The organism is Nostoc sp. UIC 10630 (assembly GCF_010747425.1).
GTDB lineage: Bacteria > Cyanobacteriota > Cyanobacteriia > Cyanobacteriales > Nostocaceae > Nostoc.
Map to the genome: position 1 here is coordinate 25,088 of NZ_JAAGOG010000047.1, position 19,818 is coordinate 44,905.

A 19,818-nucleotide genomic window follows, 5' to 3' on the forward strand; every position below is an offset into this window, starting at 1 on the left:
CTGTCTAATGACTGTATTAATTTTTAAATTATTTAGTAAATAACATTTAAGTTGCTCGTAATAAATTTAACTAAGTAATAATCGGCTGAGAATTAACCTATAGTCAGTTATGAACAAATGTTGCTTAATAAAGCTGAAACATCCAATAAATAATTAATGCTACTAGAATTTTCTATACAACATCTTCAATTTAAAATACGTATTATTTGCTAGAATTTTTTCACACTTAAATGCTATCAATTAAGTTTTTGAAGCTATACAAGCTATTGGCGATCTCAAAAGTGAGTAAAGTTAATTTTAAAAATATACGAACAACTACTATAGGCTATTACGGAGTATATTTAATACTATTAAAACAGCGAGTTTGTTATTACACACATGGGCCATTACCAAAATATAGCTAGTAAATTATTATACAAATACTGTCTTACTGAGCTTTATGACGCATTGCAGCCAGTATAGATGAGAACTTCTATCATCATGGTTAGAAAAGGCTGATTTCAAGCAACTGATTTGCTTTATTCTCAACAACCAGTTTGAAAAGTTTTAGGCGAATAGAATGATGCCTCCGGCACCCAAGGGCGAACGCTACTACACAAACGAATGCGAGTACGTCTCTAAAAGTTGTCCACCTGCGAGGACTAAGAGAAAATCAATGTTTTTAACCCACGGAGGTGGGTTTTGCCTGTGTAGCCGCGACTTACAGTCGCCCGGTGAGTAATAAATTAGACTTTTCAAACAACCTCTTATACCGCGCAAAAATAACTTACCTAATTTATTTGCGAGCAACCTTGATTCTCAAGGTTTGCAGTTTTTAAATTGGATAACTTTTTCGTGCATATCTTCAGAAAGTGCGGATTTCAGCTTTAACCATACCACAAGCCAAAATATATGTTTATCCAAACACTCATCACAGAGCCGATTCATTTTTTCAGAATCGTTGTAATTGTCATATTCTCCATTACTTTGCATGAACTTGCTCACGGCTGGGCTGCGATGAGTCAGGGAGATAACACTCCCCAACAAACTGGTCATCTGACGCTTAATCCTGTAGTTCACATGGGTAAAGAATCAATCATCTTTCTTTGCCTCATGGGTATAGCTTGGGGACAAATGCCCGTCAACCCCTCTAAGTTTCGTTCTGGTAAGCTAGGCAATATTTTGGTATCCGCAGCAGGCCCATTGTCGAATCTGGCATTAGGTATTCTATTTACTGTGTTGCTCAAACTTTTTAATCTTTCAGGACTTTTGAGTGTCGAATTTTTTTACTTAGCGGCTCGGATCAATTTGACCTTATTTCTGTTTAATCTGCTGCCAATTCCACCACTGGATGGCTTTCATATTTTCAGTGAGATTTTTCCTCAGCTAAAGCCACTGCAATATACTCAATTCGGAATCTTTGGCATGATGCTTCTGTTCATAATCCCAGGTTTGGGGAGAGGAATTGGTGGCATTGCTGATTTATTTATCCGGTCAGCATTGAGCATGTAGACAGCAACTTTTTAGGCAACACTATTGTAATGAGTCCTTCGTCTGCAAGTCCAATTTCTTGATACGTCCAAACTCTAGCTGTATTTTGGGAAACCCATAATTATAATTGCTATAGCAATCCAAAAGTGCATAAACAAGATCCCCGGCTTCTCTAAGAAGTCGGGGATCTTTGGGTTATTGGTATATGCAATCTAATTGTCTATACCGACAGAAATAAGTTTGCTGTAATATTCAGTCTTGACATAGATGCTGATAATACTATTACCAACTGCAAAAAAAGTGCCTTCTTGCTCATTTTTAGAAAATTGTAGATTTGGATATTTAGCAGCAGCTTCTTCAGCAGTCATGGGTTTTGCTTTTATTTCATCTGGCAATAGACCAGTACAACCAATGTAAAATACCAAAGGGGAAATCTTATCTTGGTAGATATTTTCTACATATTTCTCTAGCTTGGTATTCGCTGCGCTCAAAGCTGCAACCATTTCTTCTTTGCTGATTTGCTTACCAGTTTGTTTCTCTTGAAATAACTGCGCCAAAATATCAGCACCAACTTTCTTCAGAATATCTATAACTATGCCATTTTGATCAAGCCCAAGAAAATCATCGAAAATTGGTTTCATAAACTCGTCAACTTTCGTAATCTTAGTACGTGATGACAGTAACCTGTGCCTAACAGCGAGATTTTCATTAAATACCATCTCAAAATTCGGCTTAATGATAATTTCTCCAGTTTCTTTATCATAAAGACGATACATTCTATTCAGAAACTTGTTAGCAGAAGGGAACTTACTCAAGTTCAGAATATCTTGACTGCCGATATCGATTTTATAGCTCAATCTGGAATCAAGAGTACCATTAACTAAAGCTTCGTGGATATTGGTGTATTCATTAGTTGTAGGGAAATTGATGTAAGTATTCTTGGACAAATAGTGTTTTTTAAACTCATCTAACTGCGGCGCTATAAATACATCTGACTCTTTTTTCAAGTAAGCGGAAATAATACTAGTAAGTACTTTAATTTCTGCGAGTTGATTGAATAGCCCATCAATATTACTGTAAGAGCTATTAGAAGCTACAAGCGGCAAGTTATCTAGCTGGATGGTATATTCAGCATGGAAGTCAAAATTTTCTGCATCTAATACACCCTTTTCTTTGAGCCAATCAAAAGCTTTTTTACTACTAATTTTGACTTGTAAAGACTTTATATTGATTTTACCGTCACTTACAATCGTGTAGTTATTAAAGCTATTGAGGTCATTTACCAGCAAACCTGCTACCTCAAGAGTAGGGGTTTTATCTTCAGATTTGGTAAGTTTGACTTTACGCTTGATAAGCATATTGATAGTAGCGGTATTGCGGTTAAATTGAAACTCGCCCATACCAATATACTCAGCATTATCTATATATTCTGTTTGCAACCAAGGTTGTAATAGTTCCCCTTTTTCATCTCTCACACCTTTAAGGCGCTTGATACCTGTTCTTTGATAATTTTCTTGCAGGTGCTTGATATTAATGATGATATTGTTGCGATATTCTGCAAAAAATTTGATGAGTTCTGGCAGAGAAATTTGATTATTTCTCATATTTCCACCTTCCATCTAAAGGTCAATAAGTCTGTTAAAGCCACGGTTTCTAATAAGTTCTTCCAACCGTGAAAACTTGAAGGACAAACACAAAATAAATTGATGCCAAATAGAGACAAGGAGATTTTGCCCCTCATTCAAGATAAGGGAAATTTTGGCCTCAGTGTACTAATTACTATGGGGATTCAGTTATGACAAACTTTGGACATTTCCTGTCAGACTTAGCGTTACATACTCACCGGATATTCATAAGAAGGGGAAGGGGGAAAGGTAAAAACCTCGCCCGCAAGTGGCGCGAAATAATCCAAATTTTATGAGGAAGGTAAAACCTCGCCCGCAAGTGGCGCGACAATCATCATCTCTTTCCCCTTTTATGCTTTTATAGTACAATTGTATCACAAAAATGTCAATTTGTGCAGACGAGTCAATCGTAGATATCGCCCTAGAATAGACATCTTGCAAAAGTAACAAATGGTAAGATGTCGGGGAAAGGGTAAGGGGAAATTTCATCCCTTTCCCCCTTCCCCTTTCCCCACTTCTGCAAGAAGTCGAATGAGGTGTTGGGTTAATGCCAGAATAGATGCCTTTAGGCTCCGGGTTTGAAATAATCAAAAAGGCGATCGCCTGAATCTGCGCGAATCAATGCTACAACTACATCTGGTAAGGCAGCTAAACTGGGGTAAACCAAATAACGCGGTTCCCAACTGGGGCGGAACTTATCTTTGTAGGCGTGTAGCCCCTTGAAGTTGTAGAAGCGATTCAAATGCTTGTAAAGATAGTGCAAGACTCTCTCTAAACGGCGTGCTTCTGGGTTGTCTCCAACTCCCGCAAGGGCAGAAAGACCGAAATTAAAGCTGTCGTAACCACACTCTTTAAAATGCTGAAGCAGAGAAATAAGTAGAAAGTCCATCGTCCCATTCTCAAGAGATGAGCGATGTCGCATCATGTCAATAGTTGCTTCGTTGAGTTGGTACTCCCGGAGAATGTTGGCAAAGGCGCTGATGTTACCTTCGGGAGTATGCACCACAGCAATCTCGCACTCTCGCAGATAAACTTCGTCAAACCAGCCCAAAGAAAATTGTTTTTCTGAACCTTGTACCATCTTTAGCCATTCATCACTCACAGGTTTAAGGAGGTGCAACAAACCATCAGTAATAGGTGGTTGGTAAAACTCGATTTGGTATCCCAGTTTAGTTAAACGATTGATTGATGGTCTAAAGTTTTTACCGGCTTTACCTTGTAATGTAAAACTTTTCAGGTCAACGATCGCTTCTTCTCCAATCTTGAGTACCTTAAATCCCAATGACTTGTAAAGCTCAACATCATCAGGCAAAGTTTGGTAAAAGCCTGGATACCAGTCATTGCGCTGGCAAAACTGCCAGAAAGCAACAATTGTCTCTTGGCGGTCTTCAATGGGGCCGATGGGATCTCCTAATGCGATCGCACCCCTGCCTTTGGGAACATAAGCTATTACACTATTACCAGTAGGGCTAAAATAATAACTCTTGTCATTTAAGAGTGCGATCGCTGCTAAAGAAGAACGTCCATATTGCTCGACAATTTCTTTAGCTCTTTGGCGCTCTTTTGATGTTGCTAGATTACGCCAAAATACAGGTTGCAATAACATTACTATTGCATACGTAATAGTAACTGCGGCAATAATATAGATAGAATTAGCAAAAAATTCCCCAAATCGGCTCTTTGGTTGCAGTCCCCAATTATCCTCAGTGAAGAACATCGCTAAAGTCTGAAGTACAGCTTCACGCCAATTAAAATTTTCTGAAAATTTGCCGTCTAATAAATAAAATCCAATAGTTCCGTATGCCAGGGTAAATAGTAAAGCACCTATCAGCACTCTAACTCCCCGTGCTATTGAAGGACGATCTGATTGTGCCGTAAAAAAATGGCGCATCAAGATTAATTGCACCAGTAAAACTCCAGAGAGGAGACTTTCTTCATAGTCCAATCCCTTGAGTAAATGGCTGAAGATGGAAATTACTAGTAAAGCAATGGTTAGTAACCAGGCAATTCTTTTTCTGCGTAATAAATTAGTAGCAAGTGCGAGTAAAACAAACCCAGTCAACGCTGCAAATATATGACCCGTGGCACGAATTTCAAATGGCAAAAATTCCTTTAACCAGTGATTCCGCCCATACAAGTTAGGTGTCACTGCTGACAACAAATTTACTACTCCCACTAAACCAGTAAGGAAAGCTGCACTCCAAAGTCCAATCTGAGTTTTTAAATTATTAGTCATTTGTTATTAGTCATTTGTCATTTGTCATTTGTCATTAGTTTTGGTGTTAAAACTCTTAACTCTTAACTCCTAACTTTTAACTCCTAACTTTTGAAATTGTTCCCCTACATACGAGAGCGAATCTTTAAGGTGTTTGTGAAAGTAGTTCCAGCCTATATCAGCACCAGATAAGCCATGACCTCCTGGAAACGCATAAAATACGTGATCAATGCCTAATTTATTTAAGGTTTCGTGGAAGGCTTTGGTAGAAGCCAATAAATTAGTATCATTCAAACCTGCATCCAAGTAAATATGCAATCGCTTCCTATCTTGAAGCGGTAGCTGTTGCACAATTTGTTGAGGACTATTTTGTGAACCGCTATTATCGGTAAAATAACCGCTATGGCTAAACAAAATGTGGAAGTTGTTAAGATAGCGTAACCCTATATTAAATGCCCCCCATCCCCCAGAAGACAGACCTCCCAGAGCCCAAAACTGGGGTTCTTCTAAAGTGCGGTAGCGAGACTTGATGACTTGCACTAACTCAGAACCAATTAAAGTCCCTATTTTGCCATTCGGCCCATCAAAGTAATCAGGATCGTAGAAAGGACTGGAACCACGATTATCATTACCATCAGGTGTAATCACAATTGATCGCGGTAATTTTCCATTTTGATAAAGTTGATGAAGTACATCTAAGACTGCATACTTATCAGCATAAGCACGAGCATCATCATGACCACCGTGCAATAAGAATATCACCGGGTAGCGCTTTTGCTGATTTTTATCATAATCAGGCGGCAAAATCACGCCATAGTTGCGGACTGCACCCATCGCTTGAGAGTTAAAGGTTGCTAATTGAAACTTTAGTCCAGTCTTTGCAACTTTTTGGGGTGGGTCTAATTGCGGCGCACCTAAGATAAATACATAATAATAACTAGCAGTAGTGAGAAGTGCGATCGCTCCTAGTAAACTAATTAACAATTTAGAAATTTTCATATTTTTTTAGGGTTAGGAAAATCACCTCCGTTAGAACTTACTATAGTGAATCTGCTTAAGAATGGCAGTAGAGTTTTCCACAGTGATATTTAAATATCAACGGATTTACAAAATAGTATTATTTATCCTGGCGATCGCTAAGGATTTTTATTATTAATACCAACATTATGAGCCATACTTTCCATTTCAGCAGATTTAAATTGTTCGCCCACAAATGTTAAAGAATCGGCTAAATGTTCCCGCCAGTATTGCCAAGTGTGGCTGCCAGGAAATTGACGAAATAAATTATAGATTTTTAGGTTATTTAGTACTTGAGAGAAATTTTTAGCTTCATCGATTTCTTCAATATCTGCTTTGCCTGAATCTAAGTAAATTCGCAATCTTTTCTTAGCTGGTGTGGGAATACTTTTGATATAAATTATCGGGCTATTTGTTGGGCCACTTTTATCTTTAAAATAACCACTATGACTAAATAAAATTGAGAAATGATTTACATTATGTAACCCTACATTCATTGCACCCCAAGCACCAGAAGATAAACCACCTATTGCCCAAAAATCTGGATTAGTTAGTGTCCGATAACGGCTTTGCACGACTTTTACTAACTCATCACCCACGGCTGTGGAGACTTTACCGTTAGGGCCATCAATATATTCGGGGTCTCGGTAGGGACTAGAGCCACGTTTGTCGTTGCCATCTGGTGTGATAATAATGCTAGGTGGGAGCTTACCTGTAGTATAAAGTTGTTCCACTGTCTTGAGAGCTTCTCCCTTATTCTGAATAAACCAATCACTGGGATTACCATGTCCGCCGTGGAGGAGAAAGATTACAGGATATCTTTGTTTTGGGTTTTGTTCATAGCCAGGGGGTAAAGAAACGCCATAAGTGCGATTTGCACCCATTAATTGACTATCGTAGGTTGCAATTTTGTAGGTTAAGTGAGTAGCTGAGTCGCCAGTATTAGACTTTGTTGAAAGAACAGAAGGAGTTGTTTTTAAATCCTGTTGTAGAGGTGGTTTTGCTACGACATTTTGGGATAAATTACAGCTAACTAGGGTTAATACTGAAACTAGCAAGATAATTTTTGATTGTTTGTAGTTCATCTTTGCAGGTTATTGGACAGTCTGTGCTGGCAACCATTAAGTTTACGGAAGTAAGTTGTCAATGTTGTGTCAACAGGATGGAAACTTTGCGACTTGTTGTAAGTTAAAAGTCAAGATTTAGGATAAGTTTCTTCACGATGCTTAAAAAACTGCAACTGAATTTCAGCACACTGTTTGGCTTGTCGCTGCTGGTGCTTTCCCTGTGGGCGATCGCTAACGAACTGCATGAGTATAATTATCGTGACATCCTCAACTCTCTAACTGCTATCCCCAAAAGCCGCTTAAGCTGGGCAATTTGGCTGACGGTCTTGGGCTATCTAGTGATGATTGGGTATGATATTTTGGGTTTTAGTTATATTAATCGTTCCCTAAACTGGAACAAGATTGCTTTAACCAGCTTTATTAGCTCTGCGTTTAGTAATACTATAGGTTTTGCTTTGCTGACTGGCAGTGCTATCCGTTATCGATTTTATGCTACTTGGGGAGTGCCAGCAGTTGCGATCGCTCAAGTAATTGCTTTCGCCAATTTTACTTTTTGGTTGGGGATGTTTGCCGTTGCAGGTTGCTTATTCCTCATCAACCCCCTCAAAATTCCTACTCAATTACATTTACCTTTTGCAACTGTGCGTCCCATCGGCGTGATTTTTCTCCTATTGGTTGCTAGTTATTTGCTAGGAAGTATTTTTATTAAACAACCTTTAATAATTCGTGGACAAGAATTTCGATTTCCTTCTTTTAAGATATCTCTTATTCAGATAGCAATTTCTGGTCTTGATTGGATTTTGGCAGCAGCAATTCTTTATGCGGTGCTTCCCACTAATATATCTTTGTCTTATCTGGATTTTTTGGGTATCTATTTGCTAGCGATGTTTGCAGGTGTTGTTAGTAATGTCCCTGGTGGTTTAGGTGTATTTGAAACTATAATTTTGCTGATTCTATCATCTCAAGTTTCGGCTGCGGCAATTTTGGGGTCAATGTTAGCTTATCGGGGAATCTATTATTTCTTACCTTTGCTAGTAGCATCGGGTTTGTTAGGAATTTATGAAATTAGATTGAGAACCCGGAATTTAAAAAATATGAATAAACTGTAAAATTAAATTTCAGTATGAATACTAATAATCAGATCGCTGACTTCTTAAAGAAGTCGGGTATCTGAGCTTTTCGACTAAGAAGTTGTTTGAAAAGTGTTTCGCTGTGAGCTTAGGCACTTTTAGATCCCCCCTAACCCCCCTTAAAAAGGGGGGAACCGGAATCAAAGTCCCCCTTAAAAAGGGGGATTTAGGGGGATCTAGAACGTTTTATCACCGATAAAAAGACTTTTCAAACATCCTCAAGTGAAATTTATAAAATCTCTTAATTTGAAACACGATATCTTCATAACTAGCGGCAAAAATTCATAATTTTTGCTGAGGCGATCGCTAATTTGATTCCATCACAATAGTAACAGTTAGTGGAAATTTTAATTAGATTTCCATAAATCACAATCAAAATTTCGTTTTACTGTTTGAGGATAGAATCATGAAAAATAAAGTATTGTTTGGTGCCATATTCATGGCAACTTGGGTAGGCACATTGATTCCCAGTGCTTTTGCTGCTTCACCCTGTTCTGTAGGACAAAAGGCTGAAGTTGTTTGGAAGGAAAAATGGTATTCAGCAACGGTACTTAAGGTTAATGATGATAATTGCTATATTACTTATGAAGGTTATGATAGTTCCTGGAATGAATGGGTTGGTGCTGAACGCTTCCGAGCATCATTTGAAGTTGGAGATGCAGTGAGAATTTTGTGGAAGAGAAAATGGTATAAAGGGCAGGTTTTAGAAGTTAGTAACGATCTTTATAAAATTACTTATGATGGCTATGATAGCTCTTGGGATGAGTGGGTTGAACCTTCGAGAGTAAGCAGATAGAGTATATTTCACTATTTATAAATTTAAAGGGACGATTTCACTTGTTGGAGTCGTCCCTTTAATTTAAAAGGGCGGTTAGAAACCGCAGCTACACGAGGCTTTACCCACCTCCGTGGGTTTCAAACCCTTAATTTTTCCTTAGTCCGCGGAGGCAGACTTTGTTTGTGTAGCCGCATAAAGCCTTCGGCATAGCTTCGCTTAACGCGTAGCGTGCCGGAGGCTCTATTCCATTCGCTTGGCTCTAAGTTGACTATTTGCTCTGCATTACGTGTTTAGAGGCTGTTAAACTGTAAACCATAAGTAAAATTTCGTATACTTTGGCAAACTTATGGAGCCAGTATCGCGGACAGCAGCTGCGATCGCAACCTTGGTAATCATCAAAGCCTTTGAAAAAACTGGGGAAATCATCGGCGAAAAGGCTTGGAACGAAGGCGAAAAGTTGTTAGTTCTGCTGAAACGCAAGGAACCTAGCACGGCGAAGGTTATCGAACAGGCTAAAACACAACCTTTAGATTATGGTCAAGCTTATCTCATTGGGCAGCAGGTAGAGGAAGCAGCAAAGAAAGATCCTGAAATTGCTCAAGCGGTAGAAGCTGTAGCCAATGAAGCACAACCTCAATTAACGAACACTATTATTGAAAATTGGCAGGGGATAAATATTAAAGGTGGAACTAATACCATTTCTGGTAATACCTTTAACTTCTGACTAAAGTCGCCCCGAGGGGAATCGATAGTTTCTACTGAAATACCGCAAAATTTGCCCTTAAGTGGGGTGGTGGAATTTGTTGGACGTGAAGAAGAATTGCAAAATCTTCACCAACTTTTGCAGGATAATAAACAAGTTGCGATCGCTGCTGTTGCCGGGATGGGTGGAGTTGGTAAAACAGAACTCGCCCTGCAATATGCCATCCAGCACCGCGAAACATACAACGGTGGGCTTTGCTGGTTGCTGGCAAAAACTGGGGATGTGGGCATTCAAATTGTGCAGTTTGCCAGAACGCAGCTGGATTTAAACCCGCCAGAAGATTTTGATTTACTCGCGCAAGTGCAATATTGCTGGCGGCGTTGGCGTGAAGGTGATGTGCTGCTAGTGCTGGATGATGTCAGCGACTACGAGGAAGTTAAGCCTTACTTACAGTCGCTACCTTCTCGGTTTAAAGTGTTGATGACTACGCGCCAGAAGTTGGGACGCATTGCACAGTTATCTTTGGATGTGCTGCAACCAGAGGCGGCGCTGGAGTTATTAAGGTCTTTACTCAAAGAAACACCAAGGCGAATTGAAAAAGAATTAGCTTTAGCAAATCAGTTGTGTGAGTGGCTGGGATATTTACCTTTGGGTGTGGAATTAGTGGGGCGCTATCTGGCGCGGAAACAGGATTTATCTTTAGCAGAAATGTTGCGGCGGTTGGAGAAGAAGCGACTGGATGAGCGTTCTCTCTCTAAATCTAAGTCGGAAGCCGACATGACAGCACAACGAGGTGTGTTAGCAGCTTTTGAGTTGAGTTGGCAAGAATTAGAGGATGACGATAAGCAATTGGGTTGTTTCTTGAGTTTATTTGCCGCCGCACCCATCTCTTGGAAGTTGATGGAACAGTGTTTATTAGATAAAGATGCCGAAGATTTAGAAGAAATTAGAGATGATAAGCTGCTAAATCTGCATTTACTCCAGCGCAAAGGTGAGGGAATTTATCAATTACATCCACTGCTGAGAGAGTTTTTCCAATATAAGCTTACAGGTTTAGATAAGGGGGAGGAATTAAAGCGATCGTTTTGCCGGGTAATGGTAGCAGTCGCCAAAGAGATTCCTGACGATCCCACTCTTGAGCAAATCAACGATGTCAACCCTGCCATAGCTCATATAGCTGAGGTAGCGAAGAATCTGATTCAATACGTCAGCGATGATGATTTAATTTGGGCATTCGTCGGCAACGCTCGATTTTACGAAGGTCAGGGATTGTATGACCAAGCAGCACCTTGGCGTGAGGAGTGTCTAGAAATCACCAAAAAACGCTTGGGAGAAGAACATCTAGATGTCGCCACTATCCTCAACGACCTAGCGGTACTCTACCGCGACCAAGGAAGATACAGCGAAGCCGAACTCCTTCACCTGCAAGCTTTAGAACTCACGCGACGCCTGCTGGGTGATGAACATCTTGATGTTGCATTCAGCCTCAACAACCTGGCAGAAATTTACCACAGTCAAGGAAGATACAACGAAGCCGAACCCCTACATCTGCAATCTTTGAAACTAAGGCAACGGCTTCTGGGTAATGAACATCCGAATGTTGCCACTAGCTTCAACAACCTGGCTTTACTCTATGAATCTCAAGGAAGATACAGCGAAGCCGAACCCCTTCACCTGCAAGCTTTAGAACTTAGGCGACGCCTGCTGGGTGATGAACATATATTAGTTGCAATTAGCTTAAACAACCTGGCAAATGTCTACGAATCCCAAGGAAAATACAGCGAAGCCGAACCCCTACATGTGCAATCTTTGAAACTAAGGCAACGGCTGTTAGGTGATAAACATCCATTAGTTGCCACTAGCTTTAACAATTTGGCAAAACTCTACCAATCCCAGCAAAAATACAGCGAAGCCGAACCCTTATATCTGCAAGCTTTGGCACTATGGCAACGTTTGTTGGGAGAGGAACATCCTAAAGTTTCCATTAGCCTCAACAATTTGGCAAATCTCTATTACTATCAACAGAGATACAGCGAAGCTGAATCACTGTTCTTCCAAGTTTTGAAACTCAGGCGAAGTCTGTTTGGAGAAGAACATCCATTAGTTGCCAACAGCCTCAACAACCTAGCAGTACTCTACGAATCCCAAGAAAAATATAGCGAAGCCGAACCCCTGCATCTGCAAGCTTTAGAAGTCAGGCAACGGCTGCTGGGTGATGAACATCCTAATGTTGCCATAAGTCTCAACAATCTAGCAAAACTCTACTACTTACAAGAACGTTATACCGAAGCTGAACCATTGTATTTGCAAGCATTGGAGATTCTTGAGAAACGACTAGGGGTGAATCATTCTGATACTATAAAATGTAGTGAAAACCTGGCAAATCTCCGCGATCGCCTCCCCCAAAATCCAGAATAAGCTAGTTTTGTGCAAAGCGTACCGTGAGAAAACTGAAAAGCGCGATCGCCTAAACTAAAATTCATATTGAACTAAGTAAAAATGCCATTCAACTTACTCAAAATAAGCTTTTACTTGCTCAAAATAAGCTTTTACTTACTCAAACCCCAGTTTGCTTACTCATTTCGGTGTTTTACGCAAGCAAAAGGAGCTTTTACTTATTCAAACTCCAGTTTGCTTACTCATTTTGGTGTTTTCCGCAAGCAAAATGAGCTTTTGCTTTCTCAAACCCCAGTTTGCTTACTCATTTTGGTGTTTTCCGCAAGCAAAATAAGCTTTTACTTTCTTAAACCCCAGTTTGCTTTCTCATTTGAGTAATTCATGCATTTATTTTGGTATATCATTAAGCCGAAAGCTGGCGATGCTCTAAAAAAGAAGTGTAAATTTACAGGCGATCGCATTTATGTGATTGTAAATGATGGAGAGCGTAGGCGTAGCCCGTCGTAGACATCGCTATATAACCACTACTCAAATAAATCAAATCCCTTTTCACTTCTCAACTTTCTGTCAAATGTCACAGTTGAACTACAACCATAATCTTGAGCAATCGCCCCAATTAAATAATCAGAAAAATCTGCACTTCCCTGCTTAAATCTTTGTAATGCTTGATAAACTAAAGAGCGATTTTCTAGCTCAAATACCGAACATTGCACCATTAATTCTATAGTGTTACTAATTTCTTCCCTACTAAATTGATAAGTATTACTCCGTAAAACCCAAACCAATTCACAAAGAACTATATTAGCAACAAAACATTGCTCTCCCCCTTCGATAATTTCAGCAGCTTGCTCCCACTGCTTTTCATCATCTTTTGTCAAGTACCGCACTAAAATATTTGTATCAAGTCCAATCACTTGAGCCTTCTTTAATTGCAGTTTCCATTTCTTCTAAAGTTGCGCTTTTCATTCCCGGACGGTGTAAAATCCCTGATAAACTTTTGATAGAGATATTCAGGGGAATTAATTTAACTATTCCATTTTCATCAATGACAAAATCAACCTTACTACCTGTATCAAGGTTAAGATAATCCCTAATTTCTTTAGGAATAGTTACTTGCCCTTTAGTGGTGATGGTAGCACTAGCCATTATCCACGTTCCTTACATAAGTTCCTTACTTGATTATAAAGTCTACTGCACCTAACGCATCGCCACAAGTAAATCGACACAATAAAACCTTTAAAATATGATTGTCTCGCCCCAACAAAACTACCTCACTGCTGAAGAATACCTCCAAATGGAGGAACAGAGCAATATCAAGCATGAATATATAGACGGCTACATCTATGCAATGGCTGGAGCGCTTGATCCACACGTTACCATTGCAGGAAACCTGTTTGCTCTCCTCCGTAATCATATGCGCGGTTCTGGTTGTCGTGTTTACATCGCTGACATGAAAGCCCGAATTGAATCTCTGAATCGCTTTTATTATCCCGATGTGATGGTTACTTGCGATCAACGAGATCAAGAAACGCCAGGTTATAAAAGATTTCCCTGTTTAATTGTCGAAGTTTTATCTAATTCTACCGAAGCCTTTGACCGGGGCGACAAATTTGCCGATTATCAAACACTGGAAAGTCTGCAAGAGTATGTTTTAATTAATACCAAACGTCAGCGAGTTGAGTGTTTTCGACGCAATGAGCAAGGATTGTGGGTTTTACAATCTTATACAGCAGAACATCTATCATTTCGACTCAACAGCGTGGATTTTGAGGAAACAATGGCCTCACTTTACGAAGATGTGGTTTTTGAATAATCAACTGATGATTGGGTATGCTACACAATTTTTAGTAAACTAAATATCTATTAATATCTTCAAGGCTTCCTAACCCGGCGGAGGCGTTGAGCAAAACAGACACAATTGATTGCATAAAAGTTATGGCGCTCATAGTTCAGAAATACGGTGGTACATCTGTCGGTTCAGTGGAACGCATTCAAGCTGTCGCACAGCGTGTTTATAAAACTGTCCAAGCTGGAAACTCTCTGGTAGTAGTGGTTTCAGCAATGGGCAAAACCACCGATGGACTCGTCAAACTAGCTAATGAAATTTCTTCCAATCCTAACCGCCGGGAAATGGATATGCTGCTTTCCACAGGCGAACAAGTCACCATCGCCTTACTCAGCATGGCTTTGCAGGAACTCGGACAACCAGCAATTTCTATGACTGGCGCTCAGGTAGGAATTGTTACCGAAGCTGAACACAGCCGCGCTCGGATTTTGCATATTGACACTACTCGCCTCTGTCGCCACATAAATGCAGGTAAAGTTGTTGTTGTAGCAGGATTCCAAGGCACATCCAGCGCCGGAGAAATGGAAATTACAACTTTGGGGCGCGGTGGTTCTGACACTTCGGCGGTGGCGATCGCAGCCGCATTACGAGCTAACTTTTGTGAAATTTATACAGATGTTCCAGGGATTCTAACTACAGACCCCCGCTTAGTAGCCGAAGCCCAATTGATGGATGACATCACCTGCGATGAAATGTTGGAACTAGCTAGCTTGGGCGCAAAAGTTCTGCATCCCCGTGCTGTAGAAATTGCTCGTAACTATGGTGTTCCCCTGGTAGTTAGGTCTAGCTGGACGGATCAACCAGGTACTTGGGTGACATCAGCCAAACCCCAAGGGCGATCGCTAATCAATCTAGAAATTGCCCGTCCGGTGGATGCTGTAGAATTTGACACTGACCAAGCAAAGGTGGCTTTGTTGCGCGTACCCGATAAACCAGGTGTAGCAGCCAGGTTATTTGGCGAAATTTCCCGACAAAAAGTAGATGTAGATTTGATTATTCAGTCTATTCATGAAGGTAACAGTAATGACATTGCTTTTACTGTCACCACCCCAATTTTAAAACGGGCAGAAGCAGTAGCCGCAGCGATCGCCCCAGCACTGAGAAATCCATCTAATCCCAAGTCTGACGAAGCCGAGGTAATGCTAGAACATAACATTGCCAAAGTCAGCATCGCTGGCGCAGGAATGATTGGCCGTCCCGGTGTGGCTGCAAAAATGTTCGCCACCTTAGCCGAAGCTGGCGTGAATATTCAAATGATTTCCACCAGCGAAGTGAAAGTAAGTTGCGTAGTCGATGCCACCGAATGCGATCGTGCCGTCTTAGCACTTCGTACCGCCTTTGAAATAGAGGGAGGGGAGCAGAGGAGCAGGGGAGCAGGGGAGAGTGCATGTATAGATTCCCCCCTGCCCAATTGTCCTCCCGTTCGCGGTGTTGCTTTAGATTTGAATCAAGCGCGTCTTGCGATTCGCCAATTACCAGATCGTCCAGGGATGGCGGCGAAGTTATTTGGATTATTAGCGCAACATAATATCAGCGTTGACATGATTATTCAATCTCAGCGCTGTCGGGTGATTGATGGTGTTCCTAGGAGAGATATTGCCTTTACAGTCTCGCGGATAGACGGGGAAAATGCCAAAAAAATGCTTACTCAAGTAGCGGCAGAGTTAGGATGGGGTGAAGTTGTTTTAGATAGTGCGATCGCTAAAGTGAGTATTGTCGGTGCAGGGATGGTGGGACAACCAGGTGTTGCTGCCAAAATGTTTGAAGCGCTAGCCCAACACCAAATTAATATTCAAATGATTGCCACTTCAGAAATAAAAATTAGTTGTGTCGTAGCACAAGAGCAAGGTGTTAAAGCTTTGCAAGCCATTCATGCCGCTTTTGGACTAGCTGGTAGTGAGAAAGTTGTTGTGCCAGCGTAGAACTAAAGTTTGAATTTTAAATTGCTGATTATCTATCTTTGAAATGCCATTTTTCCATCATGGCTATCATTTCTGAAAGCCGACGTTCACCACACCAAACTAAATCAAGTTTTTTGAGTTGTTCAAGACTGATACCACCCTCTTCTTCAGCAATGCGGTGATATTCTTTATCTCCCATTGCTGCTAATAAATGCCCAAAAATAATCATTTCATCGAACTGAGGATTTGTCTCTGGATCATTCAAAATTGCCATTGCTCGTTCTTGCGACAGTCCTTGGAGAGCATTGACAATAAATCGTGTGGGAAAGTCCGCATCCTGAAGTTGAGGATGACGCGATACTAATCCAGCCAACAGCACTCCTAGATAAGCAGCCGCTTGAGAATTACTCAGTAACTCTATTTGTTGAATGGCAATCTCAGTCAAATTGGTAAAAAATGCACAACCTAACTGCTGTTCGATGGTGGTAACGGGATCTAAAACTAGCGAGGATTCTAACTGTGCCTCAAATGCTGCCTGATGCTCCTGGGGCACTTCGCTGATTAAGACTTGCTTGGCGCGATCGCCTATAATAATACTGCGATCGTGGCCAGAGCTGAAGTCTTTGCCCGGTTCCAAACCTTTACTCACTAAAATTTTAAAGACGTTACTTTGAGCTTTTCCCTCCATCTGTTCATATTGGGCTTGTCCAAGAAAAATTTGACAAAACCAACTGTGGCTGTCAGCATCGCATTCAACCATTACCTCATTAACAATCAAATCAGTTAACTTTTCCGCTCTCAAAATCCTTTGTAACTCTACAACTAAGCTATTAATCGCAGCGATGTCGCGGTCATTGAGCGCCTTGAGAAATTGACGCTTCGCAGTAGCTACCAAGGCTTTTTTTCGCCCAAATACGTTCATTTTCGATTTCTTATCTGGGGTTATACATAATTCAAACTGCTATTTTTTTACCCTATTTGAGGATTATCTGTCATGAGTGGCATTGCTGGATAATCCCAATCAAAATATCCCCCCCTATGGATTAACTTTTTTTTCCAAGCCTCGTTGAACTCACAAATTTTACTTAAATCTGGTAATATATAACCGTACTAAATCAATAACATTCTTTTAATAAAAAAAAATATTACTAGCAATATGCAGCATTAGCTAGTAATTAATACTTTTACCTGCCACAATGGCATTGATTTGTTTTGACTAAATATTTTTTCAAAAAAAATAGTTACCAGTAATAACACGTAAGCTATAATCAAACAATTTATAAGACTATATTTATATTGATGCCTATTCATTTACTAGATGGACGTTACCGAATACTAAAAGTTCTGAATGATGGGGAAAAGGCAAAAACCTATCTAGTTGAAGATGCGAGTCTTCCTGAGAGCCAATTTGTAGTTAAGCAGTTACGTAGTCTTAGCGCCAATTCTCAAGCTTTAACTATCCTGCCTCGCTTGTTTGCCAGTAAAGCAGAAACTTTAGAAAAACTAGGGCAGGAACACGACCAAATTCAGAAGCTAATTGCTTATTTTGAAGAAAACGAAGAATTCTATATAGTCCAAGAATTCATCCCTGGTAATTCTTTTACTGAAGAAATTATCCAGGGACAAACTCTGAGGGAAGACCAAATAATTTATCTTTTATCAGAGATATTAGAAATTTTGGTGATTGTACATAGCTTAGGTGTTATTCACCGGAATATTAAACCAGCAAATATTATTCGCAGAGAGTCAGATAAAAAATTAGTGTTGGTTGATTTTAGTAATTTTAATGAAGCCATCACTAATAATGCTGAAAATCTCGAATATATGCCTATAGAACAAGTTAACGGCAACGTTAAATATAACAGTGATATATATGCTTTAGGTATGGTTGCGATCGCAGCAATTTTAGGTTTACCCGCAAACGAAATATCTAATTTGCAAAATCAAAAAAATCGCCTGACTGGTGAAATACTTTGGTATAACAAAAATATAAAAATTAGCAAAAAGCTAGTAAAAATTATTAATAAAATGGTGCGTTTGGACTATCGGAAGCGCTACCAGTATGCAACCGAAGTTTTAGATGATCTGAAAAAGTTAACAGATGTTGAAGTTCCACAAAAACAGTCTGCTAAAAAATTATTAATAGTTCTGGCTGGGATAGCTGGCTTAATCATACTTGGTGTAGGAGTGCGGTTTTTAAATTCGCCAAAACCTATCAGTAATGCTCAAAAAGAATTATATCAAGAAGGGCTAGATAAATATGATGCAGGAAATTATGAAGGAGCAGTTAAAGATTTCAATCACGTTATTGAATTAGATCCGAAGAATGCTTTAGCTTATAATAAGCGAGGCGATGCTTATTATCGATTAGGAGACTATGAGCAAGCCCAAGCAGATTCTAGTCAGGCCATTTTACTCAATCCTCAAGATGGTAATGCCTATTTTGATCGAGGATTTGCTTTTTCGGAATTAGGCAAATACAAAGAAGCGATCGCAGACTATACCCAAGCGATTAAGTTAAATTCTGAAGATGCTTATGCTTACTATGGCAGGGGATTAGCCCGTGTTCAACTGAAAGATAATAAAGGGGCAATTGGAGATTTTAGTAAAGCGATCGCCCTCAAACCTCAGTATACCGAAGCCTATTTACAGCGAGGGATTATCCGCCGTCGCCTCAGACTCAAGCAAGGGGCAATCGAAGATTTTGATACAGTAATTAAAATTAATCCTAGTGATGCCAAAGCTTATTATCAGAGGGCTTTAACTCAATCTATTAATAAGCAAAAGTATGCAGCCCTTAAAGATTACACAGATGCAATCAACATTAATCCCAAATATATAGAAGCATATCTCAATCGAGGTGATGTTTTCAGCGATCTGGGAAATAAAGTCGAAGCCACTGAAGATTACAATACTATTTTACAGATTGATCCTAAATTTATTGCTGCTTATATTCACAGAGGTATTCACCGCTTTTCTTTTGGAGATTATAAAGGCGCTATTGAAGATTACAGTGAAGCTCTGAAACTAGATCCTAATAATATAGCAGCTTACAACAATCGTGGTAACGCTTATCTTGAACTGGGAAATAAAAAAGCTGCCAATCAAGATTATTCACAAGCGATCGCAATTAATGCTAACAATGCCTTAGCCTACTATAATCGAGGTGTGATTCGCACCAAGCAGAAAAATAAACAGGGAGCGATCGCAGATTTCAAAAAAGCTGCAAAACTATTTCAACAGCAAGGCGAAAAAGATAGTTATCAAGATGCACAGAAAGAAATTGCAATTCTGCAAAATAATTCAGCACCAGCGAAAACTTCTCGTCCTAAATCTGGGAAAACGGAAAAAAACTGAGCTATGACTCAATACCGTCATCCTATGTTATGACGATCCATCTTATACTATTAGCCCAATATGCCCCAATTCGCTTGAGTTTACTTTACTCTCCGTAAAAATTAGGAAATTAGAGCAAGCTTTTTAAGGTGAGTTGGGGGGAGCTTCCGAGGTAAAATATCACTGTAATATGTCTACTTAACATCAGAAATCGCAGACTTTGACCTTTTACAGCAGATTGCGCTCTAATCGAATACACGTAGAGACGTAGCACTGCTACGTCTCTACAAGGTTTTGGGTTTTATATATGTACTTCATTTACCTGAAATGTGC

The 19,818-nt window shown here is 39.9% G+C and carries 16 protein-coding genes; 9 read left to right on the plus strand and 7 right to left on the minus strand.

The window, feature by feature from the left end:
* Nucleotides 1–891: 891 nt before the first annotated feature.
* Nucleotides 892–1,491: a site-2 protease family protein gene (locus G1O98_RS13935; protein WP_163929351.1), complete on the plus strand. Its 600-nt coding sequence runs from the start codon at nt 892–894 to the stop codon at nt 1,489–1,491.
* Nucleotides 1,492–1,682: 191 nt separating this feature from the next.
* Here G1O98_RS13935 and G1O98_RS13940 read toward each other — a convergent pair whose 3' ends face one another.
* The 4 genes from G1O98_RS13940 to G1O98_RS13955 all read right to left on the minus strand — a co-directional run bounded on the left by G1O98_RS13940 (nt 1,683) and on the right by G1O98_RS13955 (nt 7,412).
* Nucleotides 1,683–3,089 (minus strand): hypothetical protein, encoded by a 1,407-nt coding sequence (locus tag G1O98_RS13940; RefSeq protein ID WP_243458435.1) that lies wholly within the window; start codon nt 3,087–3,089, stop codon nt 1,683–1,685.
* 571 nt (nt 3,090–3,660) lie between these two features.
* Nucleotides 3,661–5,331: a phosphatidylglycerol lysyltransferase domain-containing protein gene (locus G1O98_RS13945; RefSeq protein ID WP_163929352.1), complete on the minus strand. Its 1,671-nt coding sequence runs from the start codon at nt 5,329–5,331 to the stop codon at nt 3,661–3,663.
* 69 nt (nt 5,332–5,400) lie between these two features.
* Complete coding sequence (locus tag G1O98_RS13950; protein ID WP_163929353.1) at nt 5,401–6,309, minus strand: alpha/beta hydrolase-fold protein; 909 nt, start codon at nt 6,307–6,309, stop codon at nt 5,401–5,403.
* A gap of 137 nt (nt 6,310–6,446) precedes the next feature.
* Nucleotides 6,447–7,412, minus strand: coding sequence for an alpha/beta hydrolase-fold protein (locus G1O98_RS13955; protein WP_163929354.1), 966 nt, complete (start codon nt 7,410–7,412; stop codon nt 6,447–6,449).
* Between the two features lie 137 nt (nt 7,413–7,549).
* Between G1O98_RS13955 and G1O98_RS13960 the strand changes: the two genes are divergently transcribed.
* The 5 genes from G1O98_RS13960 (at nt 7,550) to G1O98_RS40705 (ending at nt 12,909) form a co-directional block, all read left to right on the plus strand.
* The gene (locus tag G1O98_RS13960) at nt 7,550–8,503 is read left to right on the plus strand and encodes a lysylphosphatidylglycerol synthase domain-containing protein (RefSeq protein WP_163929355.1); all 954 of its coding nucleotides are present in this window, start codon (nt 7,550–7,552) and stop codon (nt 8,501–8,503) included.
* A gap of 427 nt (nt 8,504–8,930) precedes the next feature.
* Nucleotides 8,931–9,320, plus strand: a complete 390-nt coding sequence (locus tag G1O98_RS13965) for an agenet domain-containing protein (RefSeq protein WP_163929356.1) — start codon at nt 8,931–8,933, stop codon at nt 9,318–9,320.
* 328 nt (nt 9,321–9,648) lie between these two features.
* Nucleotides 9,649–10,026, plus strand: a complete 378-nt coding sequence (locus G1O98_RS13970) for a hypothetical protein (protein ID WP_163929357.1) — start codon at nt 9,649–9,651, stop codon at nt 10,024–10,026.
* Nucleotides 10,027–10,092: 66 nt separating this feature from the next.
* On the plus strand, nt 10,093–12,423 hold the full coding sequence (gene fxsT, locus G1O98_RS13975; RefSeq protein ID WP_163929367.1) for an FxSxx-COOH system tetratricopeptide repeat protein: 2,331 nt from the start codon (nt 10,093–10,095) through the stop codon (nt 12,421–12,423).
* A 360-nt stretch (nt 12,424–12,783) separates the two neighbouring features.
* The gene (locus tag G1O98_RS40705; RefSeq protein WP_275941777.1) at nt 12,784–12,909 is read left to right on the plus strand and encodes a hypothetical protein; all 126 of its coding nucleotides are present in this window, start codon (nt 12,784–12,786) and stop codon (nt 12,907–12,909) included.
* Nucleotides 12,910–12,926: 17 nt separating this feature from the next.
* Here the strand turns inward: G1O98_RS40705 and G1O98_RS13980 are convergent, their stop codons facing one another.
* Both G1O98_RS13980 and G1O98_RS13985 read right to left on the minus strand, forming a co-directional pair.
* Nucleotides 12,927–13,316 (minus strand): type II toxin-antitoxin system VapC family toxin, encoded by a 390-nt coding sequence (locus G1O98_RS13980; RefSeq protein ID WP_163929358.1) that lies wholly within the window; start codon nt 13,314–13,316, stop codon nt 12,927–12,929.
* Nucleotides 13,303–13,548, minus strand: a complete 246-nt coding sequence (locus G1O98_RS13985; RefSeq protein ID WP_114083907.1) for an AbrB/MazE/SpoVT family DNA-binding domain-containing protein — start codon at nt 13,546–13,548, stop codon at nt 13,303–13,305. The genes G1O98_RS13980 and G1O98_RS13985 overlap by 14 nt, the downstream gene beginning before the upstream one ends.
* A gap of 97 nt (nt 13,549–13,645) precedes the next feature.
* On the opposite strand from G1O98_RS13985, the gene G1O98_RS13990 reads away from it, so the two are divergent.
* Both G1O98_RS13990 and G1O98_RS13995 read left to right on the plus strand, forming a co-directional pair.
* Nucleotides 13,646–14,215 carry a Uma2 family endonuclease gene (locus G1O98_RS13990; RefSeq protein WP_163929359.1) on the plus strand — a complete coding sequence of 190 codons (570 nt, stop codon included), beginning with the start codon at nt 13,646–13,648 and terminating at the stop codon, nt 14,213–14,215.
* A 122-nt stretch (nt 14,216–14,337) separates the two neighbouring features.
* On the plus strand, nt 14,338–16,170 hold the full coding sequence (locus G1O98_RS13995) for an aspartate kinase (RefSeq protein ID WP_163929360.1): 1,833 nt from the start codon (nt 14,338–14,340) through the stop codon (nt 16,168–16,170).
* A 28-nt stretch (nt 16,171–16,198) separates the two neighbouring features.
* Here G1O98_RS13995 and G1O98_RS14000 read toward each other — a convergent pair whose 3' ends face one another.
* Nucleotides 16,199–17,071, minus strand: a complete 873-nt coding sequence (locus G1O98_RS14000; protein ID WP_163929361.1) for a hypothetical protein — start codon at nt 17,069–17,071, stop codon at nt 16,199–16,201.
* 377 nt (nt 17,072–17,448) lie between these two features.
* Here G1O98_RS14000 and G1O98_RS14005 point away from each other — a divergent pair, with 377 nt between their 5' ends.
* The gene (locus tag G1O98_RS14005) at nt 17,449–19,506 is read left to right on the plus strand and encodes a serine/threonine-protein kinase (protein ID WP_163929362.1); all 2,058 of its coding nucleotides are present in this window, start codon (nt 17,449–17,451) and stop codon (nt 19,504–19,506) included.
* The last annotated feature ends 312 nt before the right edge of the window (nt 19,507–19,818 follow it).